Origin of the sequence: Gottfriedia luciferensis, assembly GCF_001712755.1 — a bacterium.
GTDB lineage: Bacteria > Bacillota > Bacilli > Bacillales > Bacillaceae_G > Gottfriedia > Gottfriedia luciferensis_B.
On record NZ_MDKC01000033.1, the window covers coordinates 142,541 to 158,032 of the forward strand.

16 protein-coding genes are annotated in these 15,492 nt (G+C 32.6%); 4 read left to right on the forward strand and 12 right to left on the reverse strand.

The annotated features are described in order from the left end of the window. Positions 1 to 355: 355 nt before the first annotated feature. The 4 genes from ccpA to BED47_RS17195 form a co-directional block, all read right to left on the reverse strand. A complete protein-coding gene (gene ccpA / locus BED47_RS17180; RefSeq protein WP_069034642.1) occupies positions 356 to 1,354 on the reverse strand; it encodes a catabolite control protein A in 999 nt (332 codons plus the stop codon). Between the two features lie 259 nt (positions 1,355 to 1,613). Continuing rightward, a complete protein-coding gene (locus BED47_RS17185) occupies positions 1,614 to 2,717 on the reverse strand; it encodes a bifunctional 3-deoxy-7-phosphoheptulonate synthase/chorismate mutase (protein WP_439097793.1) in 1,104 nt (367 codons plus the stop codon). Between the two features lie 655 nt (positions 2,718 to 3,372). Continuing rightward, entirely contained in the window at positions 3,373 to 4,203 is an 831-nt protein-coding gene (locus tag BED47_RS17190) for an alpha/beta fold hydrolase (RefSeq protein ID WP_069034644.1), read from the reverse strand. Positions 4,204 to 4,226: 23 nt separating this feature from the next. Then, the gene (locus BED47_RS17195; protein WP_069034645.1) at positions 4,227 to 5,186 is read right to left on the reverse strand and encodes an acetamidase/formamidase family protein; all 960 of its coding nucleotides are present in this window, start codon (positions 5,184 to 5,186) and stop codon (positions 4,227 to 4,229) included. A 229-nt stretch (positions 5,187 to 5,415) separates the two neighbouring features. Between BED47_RS17195 and BED47_RS17200 the strand changes: the two genes are divergently transcribed. Continuing rightward, entirely contained in the window at positions 5,416 to 5,805 is a 390-nt protein-coding gene (locus BED47_RS17200; protein ID WP_069034646.1) for a rhodanese-like domain-containing protein, read from the forward strand. A gap of 189 nt (positions 5,806 to 5,994) precedes the next feature. On the opposite strand, the gene ytxJ is transcribed toward BED47_RS17200, so the two are convergent. Continuing rightward, a complete protein-coding gene (gene ytxJ / locus BED47_RS17205) occupies positions 5,995 to 6,324 on the reverse strand; it encodes a bacillithiol system redox-active protein YtxJ (protein WP_069034647.1) in 330 nt (109 codons plus the stop codon). Beyond that, entirely contained in the window at positions 6,290 to 6,787 is a 498-nt protein-coding gene (locus BED47_RS17210; RefSeq protein ID WP_069034648.1) for a DUF948 domain-containing protein, read from the reverse strand. The genes ytxJ and BED47_RS17210 overlap by 35 nt, the downstream gene beginning before the upstream one ends. Positions 6,788 to 6,986: 199 nt before the next feature. On the opposite strand from BED47_RS17210, the gene BED47_RS17215 reads away from it, so the two are divergent. After that, positions 6,987 to 8,102 carry an aminopeptidase gene (locus tag BED47_RS17215; RefSeq protein WP_025671369.1) on the forward strand — a complete coding sequence of 372 codons (1,116 nt, stop codon included), beginning with the start codon at positions 6,987 to 6,989 and terminating at the stop codon, positions 8,100 to 8,102. Positions 8,103 to 8,262: 160 nt separating this feature from the next. On the opposite strand, the gene BED47_RS17220 is transcribed toward BED47_RS17215, so the two are convergent. Both BED47_RS17220 and BED47_RS17225 read right to left on the reverse strand, forming a co-directional pair. Then, positions 8,263 to 9,471, reverse strand: a complete 1,209-nt coding sequence (locus BED47_RS17220; RefSeq protein ID WP_069034649.1) for a dicarboxylate/amino acid:cation symporter — start codon at positions 9,469 to 9,471, stop codon at positions 8,263 to 8,265. Positions 9,472 to 9,685: 214 nt separating this feature from the next. Next, positions 9,686 to 9,946 carry a DUF1292 domain-containing protein gene (locus BED47_RS17225; RefSeq protein ID WP_069034650.1) on the reverse strand — a complete coding sequence of 87 codons (261 nt, stop codon included), beginning with the start codon at positions 9,944 to 9,946 and terminating at the stop codon, positions 9,686 to 9,688. 321 nt (positions 9,947 to 10,267) lie between these two features. On the opposite strand from BED47_RS17225, the gene BED47_RS17230 reads away from it, so the two are divergent. Further along, positions 10,268 to 10,555 carry a hypothetical protein gene (locus tag BED47_RS17230; RefSeq protein ID WP_069034651.1) on the forward strand — a complete coding sequence of 96 codons (288 nt, stop codon included), beginning with the start codon at positions 10,268 to 10,270 and terminating at the stop codon, positions 10,553 to 10,555. Between the two features lie 74 nt (positions 10,556 to 10,629). Here the strand turns inward: BED47_RS17230 and BED47_RS17235 are convergent, their stop codons facing one another. The 4 genes from BED47_RS17235 to BED47_RS17250 form a co-directional block, all read right to left on the reverse strand. Further along, positions 10,630 to 11,958 (reverse strand): Na+/H+ antiporter NhaC family protein, encoded by a 1,329-nt coding sequence (locus tag BED47_RS17235; RefSeq protein ID WP_069034652.1) that lies wholly within the window; start codon positions 11,956 to 11,958, stop codon positions 10,630 to 10,632. Positions 11,959 to 12,114: 156 nt separating this feature from the next. After that, positions 12,115 to 12,789, reverse strand: coding sequence for a GNAT family N-acetyltransferase (locus tag BED47_RS17240; protein ID WP_069034653.1), 675 nt, complete (start codon positions 12,787 to 12,789; stop codon positions 12,115 to 12,117). 57 nt (positions 12,790 to 12,846) lie between these two features. Beyond that, positions 12,847 to 13,821 carry an HD domain-containing protein gene (locus BED47_RS17245; RefSeq protein WP_069034654.1) on the reverse strand — a complete coding sequence of 325 codons (975 nt, stop codon included), beginning with the start codon at positions 13,819 to 13,821 and terminating at the stop codon, positions 12,847 to 12,849. Positions 13,822 to 13,839: 18 nt separating this feature from the next. Beyond that, a complete protein-coding gene (locus tag BED47_RS17250; protein ID WP_069034655.1) occupies positions 13,840 to 14,730 on the reverse strand; it encodes a PhzF family phenazine biosynthesis protein in 891 nt (296 codons plus the stop codon). Positions 14,731 to 14,962: 232 nt separating this feature from the next. On the opposite strand from BED47_RS17250, the gene BED47_RS17255 reads away from it, so the two are divergent. Next, positions 14,963 to 15,436: a hypothetical protein gene (locus BED47_RS17255; protein WP_069034656.1), complete on the forward strand. Its 474-nt coding sequence runs from the start codon at positions 14,963 to 14,965 to the stop codon at positions 15,434 to 15,436. Positions 15,437 to 15,492: the final 56 nt, after the last annotated feature.

Sequence of the window (15,492 nt, forward strand, 5' to 3'; positions counted from 1 at the left end):
TTCGTTTTTAGATAGATTCAGAACAAATTTGCTAGCTTAATATTAAAAACGATCTAATATCTGTTTATAAAGGTGTAAAATACGATTACCGGTATATGTATACTATTGACTTATTTGCGATTTACAAAGTTTTATTTGCTGTTTTACTATTTTTAATTGCGGTTCTTGGATTTTAATTGCGATTCTCAGATTTTATTTGCAGTTCTTCTTTTATTTCCACTGATTTAAACTATAATTGCGGACCTCTTAGGTTTATTTGCAGCTAAACGTTACTCCATTCTTTCCTTGCACCCATAAGTTCCCCCATAAAACAAAAAAGCCTAGAATCACTAAAATTCTAAGCTACTTTTATCATTTACTTTGTAGATTGTCTAATTTGAAGATGATGCGGAAGAATGACTGTATGATCTTCCACTGTCTCTTTATTCATATACTTCGTTAATAATCTCATTGCAACTGCACCAATATCATACATTGGTTGAGCAACAGATGATAATTTTGGACGTACCATTAATGCCAGCCTTGTATTATCAAATCCAAATACTTCAAGGTTATTTGGTACTAATATTCCGTGGTCTTGAGCACTGTGGATTACACCAATCGCCATTTCATCAGATGCTACGAAAATAGCGCTCGGAATAATATTACGCTCATGGAAAGCTTCAAAAGCTTCACTTCCTGATTCATACGTATTATCACCATAAGTTACTAACTCTTCATCGAATTCGATTCCATTTTCTTGCAAAGCACGTTTATATCCTTCTAACTTACTTAATCCGATAATATTCGTTTCAGTAGGTCCGTTTACGAATGCTACTTTTTGGTGACCTTTTTTAATTAAATAATCTACTGCATCAAATGCCGCCTGAGCATAGTCGATATTTACTGAAGGGATTTTATTAGCTTCATCATATGTAGTCGCTAATACTATTGGAACGCCAGCTTTTTCGTACTCTTCTTGATGAACATCCGTAATTGTTCCACCAATAAATAAAATTCCGTCAACTTGTTTTGCTAACATATTATTTATTAATGTAATTTCTTTCTCAACATTCTCATCCGAGTTACTTAAGATAATATTGTATTTATACATTGTTGCAATATCTTCAATACCACGGGCTAGTTCTGCATAAAAAGTATTTGAAATGTCTGGAATAATTACACCAACTGTAGTTGTTTTTTTACTTGCTAATCCTCTTGCTACCGCATTTGGTCTATATCCTAAACGGCTGATCGCTTCGTTTACTTTTTTTCGTGTAGTAGGTTTAACATTTGGATTACCATTAACTACTCGTGAAACTGTAGCCATGGAAACGTTTGCCTCACGTGCTACATCATAAATCGTAACCGTCATTTTCATCACTCCTCTATTTTATTCTATCTATTATGTAGTTTGTTTTTTATTTAGGTAAAATAGTCATAAAACGTAATTTTCCACAAAAATAGTGCTTCATTCTATCTTATAGTGAAACGAATATTCGTTCAATACACCTATTAGAAAAAAATGTAAATTATTCGTAGTTTATCACTATATATTGGTAATTTAAAACAAACGTTCACAAATTATTCAAAAAGCGCCGACTGATTTTGTTCAGCCAGCGCTTTTATGTTGATTATCGATTTATGAAAGAATTTACTTCAGACATAAATTGGTCAAATTGATCAAAATTCATTTGCTGAGATGAGTCACTTAAAGCTGTAGCAGGATCAGGATGAACTTCTGCCATAATACCATCAGCTCCAATTGCTAGTCCCGCTTTTGCTGCAGGTATTAGTAAGTCTCTTCTACCTGTCGAATGTGTCACATCAACCAATACTGGTAAATGTGTTTCTTGTTTTAAAATTGGAACAGCTGTTATATCTAATGTATTTCTCGTAGCTTTTTCATAAGTTCTTATGCCACGTTCACATAAAATAATTTCTTGATTGCCTTCTGACATGATGTATTCAGCTGCATAAATGAATTCTTCGATTGTCGCTGATAAACCTCTTTTTAATAAGATTGGTTTTTTTACAGAACCCGCTGCTTTTAGTAATTCAAAGTTCTGCATATTTCTTGCGCCGATTTGAATGATATCAACATAATCTAGTGCCATTTCAATATGTTCTGGGCTTACTATTTCACTAATAATTGCCAACCCATGGTTTTTGCCAACTTCTTTTAAAATCTTTAAGCCATCTTCACCTAGTCCTTGGAAGTCATAAGGAGAAGTACGTGGTTTAAATGCACCACCACGCATAATTTTGATTCCTTGTTCCTTTAAGACTTTCGCTACTGAATCAACTTGTTCATAGCTCTCGACAGCACATGGACCCGCAATAATAATTGGGCTTCCATCACCAATATTAACACCATTTACATTTACGATTGTGTTATCTGATTTTCTTTTTCTTGAAACAAGGAGAACTTTTTTATCGTCTTCTTCTTGAAGTTCTAAGCTACTTTTAAAAATTTCTTTAAAAATATGTTGGAGGGTAGCCGTACTAAAAGGACCTTCATTGATTTCGGCAATATGATCTAGCATCTTACGTTCCCTAACCGGGTCATAACGTTTAACGCCTTGATCAATTTTTGCTATTCCAATTTTCTTAGCGATTTCGCCTCTTTTATTTAATAACTCAAATATTTGATGATTAATCTCGTCTATTTCAATTCTAAGTTGTTCTAAATCATTTTTAGTCAAATTAAATCCTCCTTGCAAATACCAATATCTCATTTGTTATTATGACACTTTATTGAAAGCTAATCAAAACATGAGCATTATTTTAAAAAAATGTTTTTTTAGTGAATATTTTGTATTCTAGTTGAGAATAGTTAATGACCAAATAAAAAGAAGAGTTAGCTTAGTAACTCTTCTTTTCGCATTGTTAAAAAACAACTTTTCAAATAATTATCAAATTTTCGTAAAAGGAGTAGTGTGATGTTGATTTCCATTACAGGCTGCTCGCTTTCCATGGGGCGAGACCTGAGCCTCCTCGGCGTAGCCTGCGGGGTCTCAGGCTTCCCGCATATCCCATAGGAGTCGAGCATCCCTCCATTCCAATCAACTAATTCATCCAAAAAAGTTTACGTTAAAAACCTATTTTAATATCCTTTTCTTAGTGTAACATAACAGAATACTAATCAGTTTGTAAGACAATTGAGATTGAAAATCAATTCATAAACCAATCATCTATAAACTATTTATCTAAAATTGATCTTAATATTTTTAATTTCCAAAAAAACAATATAGTTTATTGATTTAAAATCGTTAATAAATATAAAAAATGAAGTATTTTAACATCAATAAATTTTCACTAAACTTTGTTGTCCTTATAGACTAGACCATTTTTTATTCAACACTCTGAAAAGAAGGATTATCAAACAAACACTTAGATAGTAGTTCCTTCTTCTACATCTAATACTCTGTCTAACCATTCATTAATCAGTAAGTTGAATAGGTTCTCTTGTTCTATTTGAAGATTATGGCCAGCTTTGTCTAAAATTGCAAATGATGCTCTTGGAAAATTTTCAAGAATAGTAAATGCGTCTTTAAATCCAACGACTGAGTCTTGTAGTCCTAATAAAAAAAGACTAGGTTTTTTAAACTTAATTTTATCTATATCAAATGAAAATCCGTAGTTATTCCTTATTTTAGATAAAAATTCTTGATCAGCGATTGAACATCCACTAACAATTTCATCTTTATAACGAACCCAAGTTTTTTCATCTAAAACTACGTTATTTGAACGAAAATCAGTTTCTTCAAGTTCATTTAATTGATTCAAAAAAGTTTTATCTTCGACTATTACGGTATGGTTTGGTAACGACCTTTTCTCAAATTGTGGAATAATCACTGGACAAATAAATGCAGCACCTTTAACTTTTTCAGGTCTATTTGCAATTATTCCTCGTGCTAAATATCCTCCGTAAGATTCTCCGGCTAACAAAAATGATTGACCCGGAATGATCGTATCGATAAATTTTAAGACGATATTCAGCATATCATCTGTCGTATTAATGTTTGTTCCGCCCTTTGTTTTCCCCATACCTGGTAGGTCAAAGTAAATCCTTTTATAACCGCTTTTCTTTGTAAAAATCGGTTCCATGCAACCTTTCATTAACCTAGAGTCTGGGGTAAACCCATGAATCATAAAGATGGGTTTTCCTTCTCCTATAATTTCATAGTTTAGATCAACATTATTTATAGTACAAAACGGCATTTGATAACCTCCAATTTTCAAATCTATTCATTTTTATAAATTGAAGTGATATTCATATTATGAGGCAAAACAGCATGGACACCCTTAACATGGTTTACAATTTGAGTTATTCTCAAATCAACACAAACACTAGCTAAAGCAACAGCCTCTGTTTTTTCAATAGCATATAGCTCTTGAATTAACTCAACCATGCCATTTAATGCTGTTTTAGTTGCTATATTTAAGTCCTCATCAAAGCCAAATGTAAGCCACCCTGCTGGTGTGTTAGCTCGTGGCACACTAATCTGCATGTCCTCTCTTACTGTAAGAGTTAGATTCACTTTATCAAATGGAGATTCGATCGCTTGACCAGATACTTCACCATCTCCTTGTGCAGCGTGTCCATCACCCGCAGAAAAAAGTGCTCCTTCAACGGCTATAGGTAAATACAAAGTACTACCTTCAACCAACTCTTTACAGTCGATATTTCCCCCACAATATCTCGGTGGTATCGTTGAATGAACACCTGATTCAGAAGGAGCTGTACCTAAGACTCCTAAAAATGGGACTAATGGTACCGAAACTTCCATATCTCTTATCGTAGTCTTCGCTGTATTGTTTTTTTCATTGATTAGCCAATTTAATGTCACTTCTCGTTCTTCTGTAATACCTAATGCGTTATTTTGCCAATTCTTATTACCACCTGCACAATTCCAGCCATACCAGCCAGCTTTTAATTCGTTTATTTTAATTTCAAGTGTCATCCCCGGTTTAGCACCTTCTACAAAAAATGGACCAATCATAGGATGACCCCATTCTTCTTCCTTTTCCCTTGACTTGAATCTTACTCTTTCTCCATTTTGATGAGAATACCCCCACCCGATATCAATCGTATCAAATTCAATCGAATCACCAGAACGAATGATTTGAATTGGTTCATATACGTTACTAAAAGATGCATGCAAATGCTGATCTGATGTTTTAAATTTATATGTTTCTGGCATATTTACTCCTTCTTTCGACGCTCGATTTTATGTAAAAATAATTTAACTTTAATTAATTTCTGCGCGGAACTTCATTTCCCTTGTTTTAATTTAAAATTTTCATTACTTTTTTCCTATAAATCATATGATTTTCTCCATCAATTTGAATTGCATAAGACTTTCGGTGTATTGTATAGTTGAGATTTCCAAAATTAGGGATTTCTAATTTCATTATACTGGAGGAGTAATAATGGCAATAACTTTTAAACAAATGGTTGCAGAAGCACGTGACAATGTACAAGGAATCAGTTCAGCTGATGCTCGTGAAAAAATTAATTCTAATCCTGAAACATTAGTAATTGATGTTCAAGACGCAGCTGATGCAGGTGCATGTGGATTAATACCAAGCAGTTTGAATATCTCACTTGGCATGCTACCAATCCGTGCAGATTTAGAATTACCAGAACATTTACGCGAGCCTAAGTTAGCGGATCGAAACCGCCCTGTTCTTGTAACATGTGGTGCAGGTGGCCAAGCATCTTTAGGAGCATATTTACTTAAAAAAATGGGATTTACTGATGTAGCATATATTGATGGTGGTACTGCTGCGTGGAAAGCTGCTGGTTTTGACGTAGAATAATTCTCAGACTGCCCGCCAAACGCTCGCTTTCTTCGTTACTTCACCTGCCTGCGGTGCTCATTACCGACAATGGTAACTTCGCGCCTCGAAAGACAAACGTTTTCAATCAGTCTGAGTATCGAACTGTTTATGAATTTTTCAAACAACGTAAAAACTGCACCTTAAGTTACGATTTAAGGTGCAGTTTTTTTATTTTTTTAGTAAAGCATTTTCAATTGAATCTTTCTTAATTGAAAAATGAGAAGTATTATAAACTGCTTCTCCATTTTCAAAAATAAATAATTGAGGAGATTCATGTTTTATTGCCGTTTTCTCAGCAATATAGTTAGACAATTCTCTGTCATCTTGAACTTGTAAAAAATACAATGGTACATTCTCATATGCAGATGCAAATGCTAAAAATTCAGTATAAGCTGCATGACTAATTGGGCATGTTGTACTATGCTTTAAAAATACAAATTTCTCTTCGTTGTTAGTTATTTCATCAAACTGTTGAATCGTTGATATTCGATTTACCATTTCTCTTTTTTCCCTCACGCTTCGTTTTGTACTTTTCCCATAAATCCATTGCTGTATTTCCCCAATTTGCCAATTGGGACATTTTTTCAGTACTAACTTTTACCGTATTCGATACATTATTAGCAGTATCTCGTACTTTTTCATTCATTTCTGAGATTGTAACTCCGACTTCTTCGACTGATTTAGCTAATACATCAAGGGATTTTGCACGTTCACGCATATCTTTCGTAAGTTCGTTCGAATTATTCACAAAAATTTTAGCCTCATTTGCTAAATGATTCGAAGTATGTACTAATTGAACGGCTTCAACACAAACATTATGTAAATCTTTTTGTGTTTCAGCAATAGTAGACTCTACACCTCTAAATACCCTTTCTAGTCGGAATAAAGTACGACTTATAAATACAACTAAGATCACAAATGCAACTGCTGCGATTAATGCACTAATAGAAATTAAATCCATTCGAAAAAACCCCTTTCCTTCATAGCCTTCCACAAATTTAATCACTTATTTGGTATTATACTACAAATTTTACCAAACACTAAACTAGTCGTAAAACAAGTTTTCAAATTCTTTAGTAAAAAAAGAATACTTTAGTAAACAAAACTGACTAAATAGTTTACAATAGGTATATAGTTATAATTATTGGAGGGAATTTTCAATGAAAGATCCACGTATTTCAAAATTAGCTAAAAACTTAATCAATTACTCAGTAAAATTACAACCAGGAGAGAAAATCTTAATTGAAAACTTTAAGCTAGAAACTGAATTAGTTACAGCTTTAGTTAAAGAAGCATATGCTGCTGGTGGTTTTCCTTTCGTATCAATCAAGGATCATAAAGTAGATCGCGCATTATTAATGGGTGCTACTGAAGAACACTTTAATAAAGTAGCAGAATACGAAGCAAATGTTATGAAAGATATGGATGCTTATATCGGATTACGTTCAGGTGTTAATATTAATGAACTTTCTGATGTACCAGACGAAAAGACTAAAATCCATGGTAAAACTGTAGGCCAAAAAGTACATAGAGCAATTCGTGTTCCAAAAACTAAATGGGTTGTACTACGTTACCCAACTGATTCAATGGCTCAATCAGCAAAAATGAGCACTGAAGCATTTGAAGATTTCTATTTTAATGTATGTAATTTAGATTACGGTAAAATGGACAAAGCAATGGATGCTCTTGTTGAATTAATGAACCGTACAGATAAAGTTCAAATTAAAGGTCCTGGAACTGATCTTACATTCTCAATTAAAGATATCCCAGCTATTAAATGTGCTGGTGAAATGAATATTCCCGATGGTGAAGTATTTACAGCACCTGTTCGTAATTCAGTAAATGGTACACTTTCTTATAACACGCCATCTCCTAACAATGGATTTACATTTGAAAATGTTCAACTTAAATTCAAAGAAGGTAAAATTGTTGAAGCAACTGCTAACGACACTGAGCGTATTAACAAAATCTTTGATACAGATGAAGGTGCACGCTTTATCGGTGAATTCGCAATTGGTGTAAATCCATACATCTTACACCCAATGGGAGACATCTTATTCGATGAAAAAATCGATGGAAGCTTCCACTTCACACCAGGTCAAGCATATGATGAAGCTTACAACGGTAACAACTCAAATATCCACTGGGACATGGTATGTATCCAACGTCCTGAATATGGTGGAGGAGAAATCTATTTCGATGACGTTTTAATCCGTAAAGATGGTCTTTTCGTAATCGAAGAATTAAAAGGATTAAACCCTGAAAACTTAAAATAATCTTTAGAAAAAAGAACACATATTAAGCTATGTGTTTTTTTGTATCTATTGATATGATTCCATGTAAATGGCGGTATTATGACTGAAACTTGAAAAATGAGAAGACAAGGAAAATACTCTTACAAGAATAAAAGACTGGGAGATTCCCAGTCTTCGTTTTTTAAGCAGCCTTTTTCCCGTTAGTCAATCTCTCAACTAACATGCTTACAGATAAATCACCTGTCGCATTTAACATTGTTGCAGGTGGGTCAATTATCGTACTAATTGCCGCAAGAATTGGTAATGATTCTACCGGTAATCCAAACAGAGAAAGAATTAACATTTCCCCGATCATTCCACCATTCGGAATTGCTCCCATTACCATACCTACTAGTAAAGCAATACCAATTGTTACAAGATAAATATTCAAACCGGAGAAATTCATTCCAAATACACCAAAGGCAAAGGCAATTTTTACTACTCCACCCATAACAGATCCATCTTTGTGTAATGCACTAGCTAATGGAATAACGGTCTCTCTAATGTTTTTAGATACGCCCATTTTTTCAGCTGACTCGAAATTTGTTGGAATAGTTGCCGCACTACTACAAGTACCTAAAGAGGTTAACGTTGAAGGTAATACATTTTTCCAATAAATTTTAAATCCATAACTACCACCGGCCATATAAGCAATAATACTATAAACAATAAAATAAAATAGAATAGCAGTTACATAATATAAAACGAAAACTCGCTCATATGAACCTAGTAATTCCTTTCCGTATGTTGGAACAAGATAAGCAAAATAAGCTCCAAGTCCAACCGGTGCTAGATACATAATATAGTTAACCATATTCATGATTACTACATTAGCACTTGATAATAATTTTTTAACAATGTCTGCTTTATCGCCAGCTTTATTCGTTGCTAAACCAACTAATACAGCAAATACAATAATTGCTAACATATTGCTTCTTGAAAACAAGCCTGAGAAATCATTCACCGTAAATGTATTTACAATTTGCTCCGCTACTGATACTTTATCAGTTGCATCTGGCTTAACAATTGGGATATGAACCCCATGTGCAGGTGGATAAACTTTCATAACAACAAGCATTATGATCGCTGCAATAATACCTGTAAATAAAAATACCCCTGACATATTTCGCATAATCTTACCGAATTTTTCTCCTCCACCATTAGCAAAGCTTGAAGCTACAGAGAAAAATACAAGCGGTACAACTACTACGAATAATAAGTTTAAAAAGAAATCCCCTATTGGTTTAAGGGCAATTCCTACGCCTTCATTATTATAACCGATGACTGAACCTATGATGATACTACTTAGTAAAATCAAAGGGAAAGCGTAATTTCTAAATGAAAATTTCATAAGCTTCCTCCTAATATAATTGCTATTTGTAGTATACCGAAAATTTAATAGTTTGTACCCCAAATTTTTAATAAAACCTTCATTTTTCTACATAAACATACAAAAAAGAACACTTTGTATGATCTACAAGTGTTCTTCTTTTATTAAAATTACGAAATACTGCCTATACCTTTGCCCGTATTCCAATGCTTTAATCCTACTTTTTTTGATCTTATTATCTTAAGACTTCATCAAAAGCAGCTGAAACTTTTTCAAACTCTTCTTCTGTTTCTATATCGTAAAACTCGCCATCTTCTTCGACTCTTAGGAAGAAAACGTCAATATCCTCTTCACTTTCCTTTTCTACTTCTTCTAGTAAACCTACTGCTATGTATTCATGACTTTCGATCGTAATTGAGCCTAGTACTTCGTAATCTTGCTCGTCTCCTTCATCATAGCTAAGTGTAAGAATTTCGCCTACTTCAATCTTTTCCATAAATCTTGACCTCACTTATTTCAAATTCATTTTGCATAAAGAAAAACCTTTATGTTCCTTTAGTGTAACAGAATGATGCAAAACGTTAAATTGTAAATACACTAAAAGCTTTTCTAAATCGTTCTACTTTTAAACCATCTTTTTCTGGAGAATCAATTTTAGTAAAAAAAATTGATTTTTAAAAATTCACATGAATATTTTTACCAACGCTGTAATAAGATTTAGAACAACCAATTCTTAAGTTTCTTTCAAGTTTATTAAGTTGGACAAGCCTATGTCTTCAAATAGTAGATATTTTCTATATTTAGGGAGGATTACTGAATGTCAACACTAATAACGGGTCAAGAACAAACTAGAAAAAAAACTGTCAATTTTAAATCATTCTTTCAACGTTTTACTAAAAACCAATTAATTGATGAAACGCCATCACAACTTTTACATAATGAGTTAAGAAGCTTACAAAAACTTTTAGAGCTAAAAGAAATTAATTTTATTTACGCCGATCCCGAATACATTGATGTGGCTATTATGGAATTAGAAGCTATACGTACAAAATACAGCATTACTGTTAGACAATTAAAGGAAATACAGTCTGCTAGTGTTGTATGAAAAAAAGAGATAAATAGCATATTAGCTATTTATCTCTTTTTCTATGTTTTTCCCTATAATTACAATTTTCCTAATTAAGAACTGACCTCATACTTCGTTTCGTATGTCTTAACTTTTTTAAATACATTGACGAAAATCGTTAAGCATGGAAGAAGCCATAAGAATATTGCATAAGGTAAATACTCATGTAACTTCATATTAATGACTGTACTGCTCATGATTGCAAGAACATTCCAAGGGATCATAGCTGGAAATAATAAAGTTGTATCTGCCATTATCCGAGCCAATTCTTCTTTGTTATATTTATTTGACCAATGCGTTAAAAAAGAGCGCCCTGTTAAAATAATTGGCATCGTTTGGTTACCTGCTATTACACATATCACAGCAGTAGCACCAATTGTTTTCAAAGAATCGGATAGCATAGAAGTCGAAGTTTGAAGCCATTTATCCAACATAGGCTGAATGATATTAAGCTCCTCCAATAACGCATTATAAATTCCTGCTACAGCAATGAACAATAACAAGCTATACATATGACTTAGCCCTCCACCAAGTCCATTAATTCCGTGCCAAAAAGCATTCACAATTTTACTAAAAGAAGTTCCATTAAACAAAGCTATTAAACTTCCAGACAAAATACTTATGACATACGAGTAAATAATATTGATTCGAAATAAAACAAGTACAACTAATAAAATCGGTGGAATAAATTGAATGAATGAAATATTCTTATTGCTCACGATTTCGTGATGTGTCTGAGTAATTCCATTCGCAAACTTTAAATCCATTACGCTGAAAAATAAGATTGTTACGATTACAGCAGTAATTGATGTAAAAAGCATCGCTTTACCTTGTTTTTTGACAGTTGTTTCAAGTATATTAGCTAAAAGTTGATGTGCGCTTGAAAAAGGTGACGTTCGATCACCAACAAATGCACCCGAAATTACCGCTCCGGCCGATATTTCCACAGGTATATGCAGTAGTATCGCACTACTAATAAGAGGAACTCCTAAGGCACTCAATGTACCAATCGACGAACCCAAAATCATTGAAAAAATCATCGTCGTTAGAAAACAAAACACAAAAAAGTGATGTGGATTTATTGCATGTAAAGTAATCGAAACCATCGATGTGATCGTTCCTGATAAATACCAAGATGGAAGTAAAAAGCTAATTAAAAATAAGATAAAGAGAACAATTTTAACTTTTCCCATCCCCTGATAGCTTAACTTCATAATATTTCTAACTTCATATCCTCTTTTTAAACTTAATACAATTAAAAAAATTAACCCTGGTAAAATTCCAAAAACTAGCGAGATATGTAATATGACGGAACTAATAATTCCAATCAAAGTTACTAATATTAGGAAACTTGCCTGTTTAACTGAAAATTGATTCTCCATCACTTTCCCTTCCTTCAAACAGATTTATTACACTAAATTGATTAAATATCATTCATTAATTATATAAGCTTTCATTTAATAATACACTTATATTTCAATTAAAAAGCACTACTTCAACTTTAGAAGTAATGCTTTTGCACTAAAATATAGATGCTTTTAACTAAAATGTAAATCCGTTCCATATTGAACTAATTTTAATTTTCGTGCGACTGCCTGAGATGCATAATTATCCCAAGAGGTACTATACAAAGCAGTTCGTCCTTGTCCTTGGATGTCCGCAGCCCATGCATTTGAAACGATTAATCCATACTCTTTCCCACGAAAATCCTCGAGTGTATATACGCTTGCTTCAGCAGCTTCGGCTGATTGTCTGGCACTACAGCAAATCGACACGGCTATGTCATTTTCAATAATTGCATAACAAGGCTCTTTAAATTCTAGCTCCTCATATGTATAAGGAAAGTTTGGTAATAAAAATTGTTTATTTGCCTGGGTAATTTTTATTGCTTTCGATGATGCTTTGCCAACTGTTTGAAATACATATGCCGGCCCTATCCATAAACGATCTATCTGATGAGTTTTACTTAAAATCTGCACGATATTTACTAAAGGTATACTAGGGTCCGTGTCTAAGGATTTCTCTAATTCAATTAGTTCCTCATTTTTAAGACAATCTAAAAACCTTTTCACATTTCCCATTTTGGTGCTTCCTATATAAAATCGTGGTGCGCTTGTGTATGGTGGTTCATTTATTTGTGTTATTTTTCCAACTTCATTGTGTTTAAATAATACGTTAATATGCATTTCCATAAGTTCTAGCTCTGATTTCAAAAGGAATCCCCCTAGCTTCAAACTAGTTAATTTACATACTTCAAATTTCTTTTTACTCTATCTTTTAATTTTTACAAATGTTCCTTTTTCAGACTTTTCAATTGCGATCTTATTCATTTTTGCAATGTTGTCTGATAAAAGAGATGATTGTAGAACAGTTTTTCCGTCTAATGATACAGGCACATCGATAATCCTTCTTTTACCTTTTCGATGAATATCATAATCCTGATCGTTTTCTTCAAGCTCAACTTTTTCATATAAACTGTTTATTAATTCTAGAATTTCTTTATCATTACTTTTTTGCATTAATTTCATAAACTGCATATCATCCAATAATAAATCGTTTAAATTAATAACTTCTTTTTGTAATGCAAGTTTTATAATCTTTGCAAGTGAATCGTAAGAATAGATGCTGATCGGACCTAAAAAATAATCAATAGCAAGCTTATAATAAATCTTTGTAAACCACTCTGCCATCTCAATAGAGTTTACGCAGACTTCTCCATTTACAATAATTAATGAATTTAAAAATGCTTCAATTTCATTTTTAGGTGTTCCAAAATATGTATGCATATCTCTAAGAGTATAATCTATTCGATCTGCACATAGCTTCGGAAGCTCTTTTTCAAGTATTTCCCATTTATCTATATCAAAAATTTCTTTAATATCTATATGATATTTTTCAAGTATAGAAGGGATCTCCGAATCTAAAATTACTTTTTCAAAGATTGTTTCATGATAATTTTCTTCACTTAAGTCAAAAACAAAATCAATAACATGAGAAAATGCCGTATGTGAAACATCGTGTAATAATCCAGCAATTTGTTCCTTTACAGAACCCCCTAACCTTTTTATTAACAACATTACGCCAATTGAATGTCCATATCGAGTTCCATTAAAATGTTGATCCACTAAAAAGGTAGCACCAGCTTGATGAATTTTTTTTAACCTCTGAATTGGTTTTGTCTTTATTAATTCAACAAGTACTTGATCAATATTGTATTGTCCATATAGTTCATCGCTCAAAAACATACTGTACTCCTCTTCATTTTATATTTGAAATTCCATCTCTTTAACATAAACAGCATTTCCAGTAATTTCTATATCATAAGTCGACTTAACTCTTTTTACATTTACTTTTACACGTCCGTCTTTCTGAATTTCCGTTCCTTGTTCAACAATTAATTCCAGAGTATCAATAACATCATTATGAATATATTTAGCATAATAAGCTCCTAAAATCCCAGAGGCAGTACCTGTAACCGGATCTTCAATCGTTCCAGAAAATGCAGAGGAAAAATGGCGAGCATGAAAATCTGCATTTGAATCGTATGTTTCTAAACAAAATGGATGAACGGACGCTTTTGGAATTTCAGTCAAAATACTAGGAAAAAATAGATTATTAGGTTTCATATTTTCAAACGAAGATAATTTTTTTATCGGTAAAAGTAAATTCCAGGCACCTGTACTTCCATAAAGAGTTGGTAGACTTTGATCGATTTCTTCTACACTAAGACCAATTGAGGACGCTACATCATCAATGGAGCCTTTAAACTCTAAAAACTCTGGTGTTTTTTGTTTCATCGTTATGTAGATTTCATTATTCGAATGATGAATCTTGATCGGCAAAATCCCAGCCTTTGTTTCGATCGTTAACTCACTTTTAAACTCAATTAGCCCTCTAGTTACTAATGCATATATAACTGCCACTGTCCCGTGACCACATAAATCCATTTCATGCCCAGGTGTAAAATAACGAATTTTATGATCAGCAACTTTCGAATTTAATAGAAATGAAGTTTCATTAAATCCCACTTTTTTCGCAATATCCTGCATTTCATAATCAGTCAAAGAATCACAATCTAAAACGACTCCAGCTGGATTTCCTTTATTGGGCTCTTTACTAAAAGCATCATAATGGTATACTGTAATATTTTTCATTTTCTCACCTCATTTTTTTATGTAACTCCATTCTCTACTATCAATTTAAACATTAATCTAATTTTATGAGATTATTAGAATAGTGCCCTATCTTCAATTATTTAATAATATACATTAATAAACTAATTAAATAAAACGTTTACAATTTCTATATGAAAGTTCATTTTTCCAATATTTTTAATTTTAAAAGTTTGATAAAATAATATTATTCATTAAAATTTTGGAGGAAAATATGTCATTATTCATTACAGCTTTCGGAGGAAAACTTTTACTTTGCTTAGCCTTTACCTTAATATGCTTCTTAATTGCATGGCCTGTCGGATTATATTTCCGATACAAAGATGCACAGAAAATGAAAGAAGTATTGCGTGACCAACCAATCAATCGACGCAATTACTGGCTTAAACAATTCTTAAAGTTAAGTATAGCAATAATAGTTTTATATTTTATATCATTTTTAATTGCACTTTATTTTGATATGCCATTTTCTTCTACTGCACCGTTTGTCGGTCTTTTTTCTCTATTACTCATGCTTTATATTAAATTTGCTCCACGTACAACTGGTGAAGCAACACCTGATATTGATGGATGGCATACAACATCTGTGATCATTGATCCTGATGAATATTTCACTTCAACAGGAGCAACCATTATTTTTGGATCTTTTATATTTACAGCCTTTGAATTTATCAGCGTTCTATATTAAAATCTTCAGCATTTATTTTATATTTTTTCCATAAGGAAAGCATTAATGATCACACT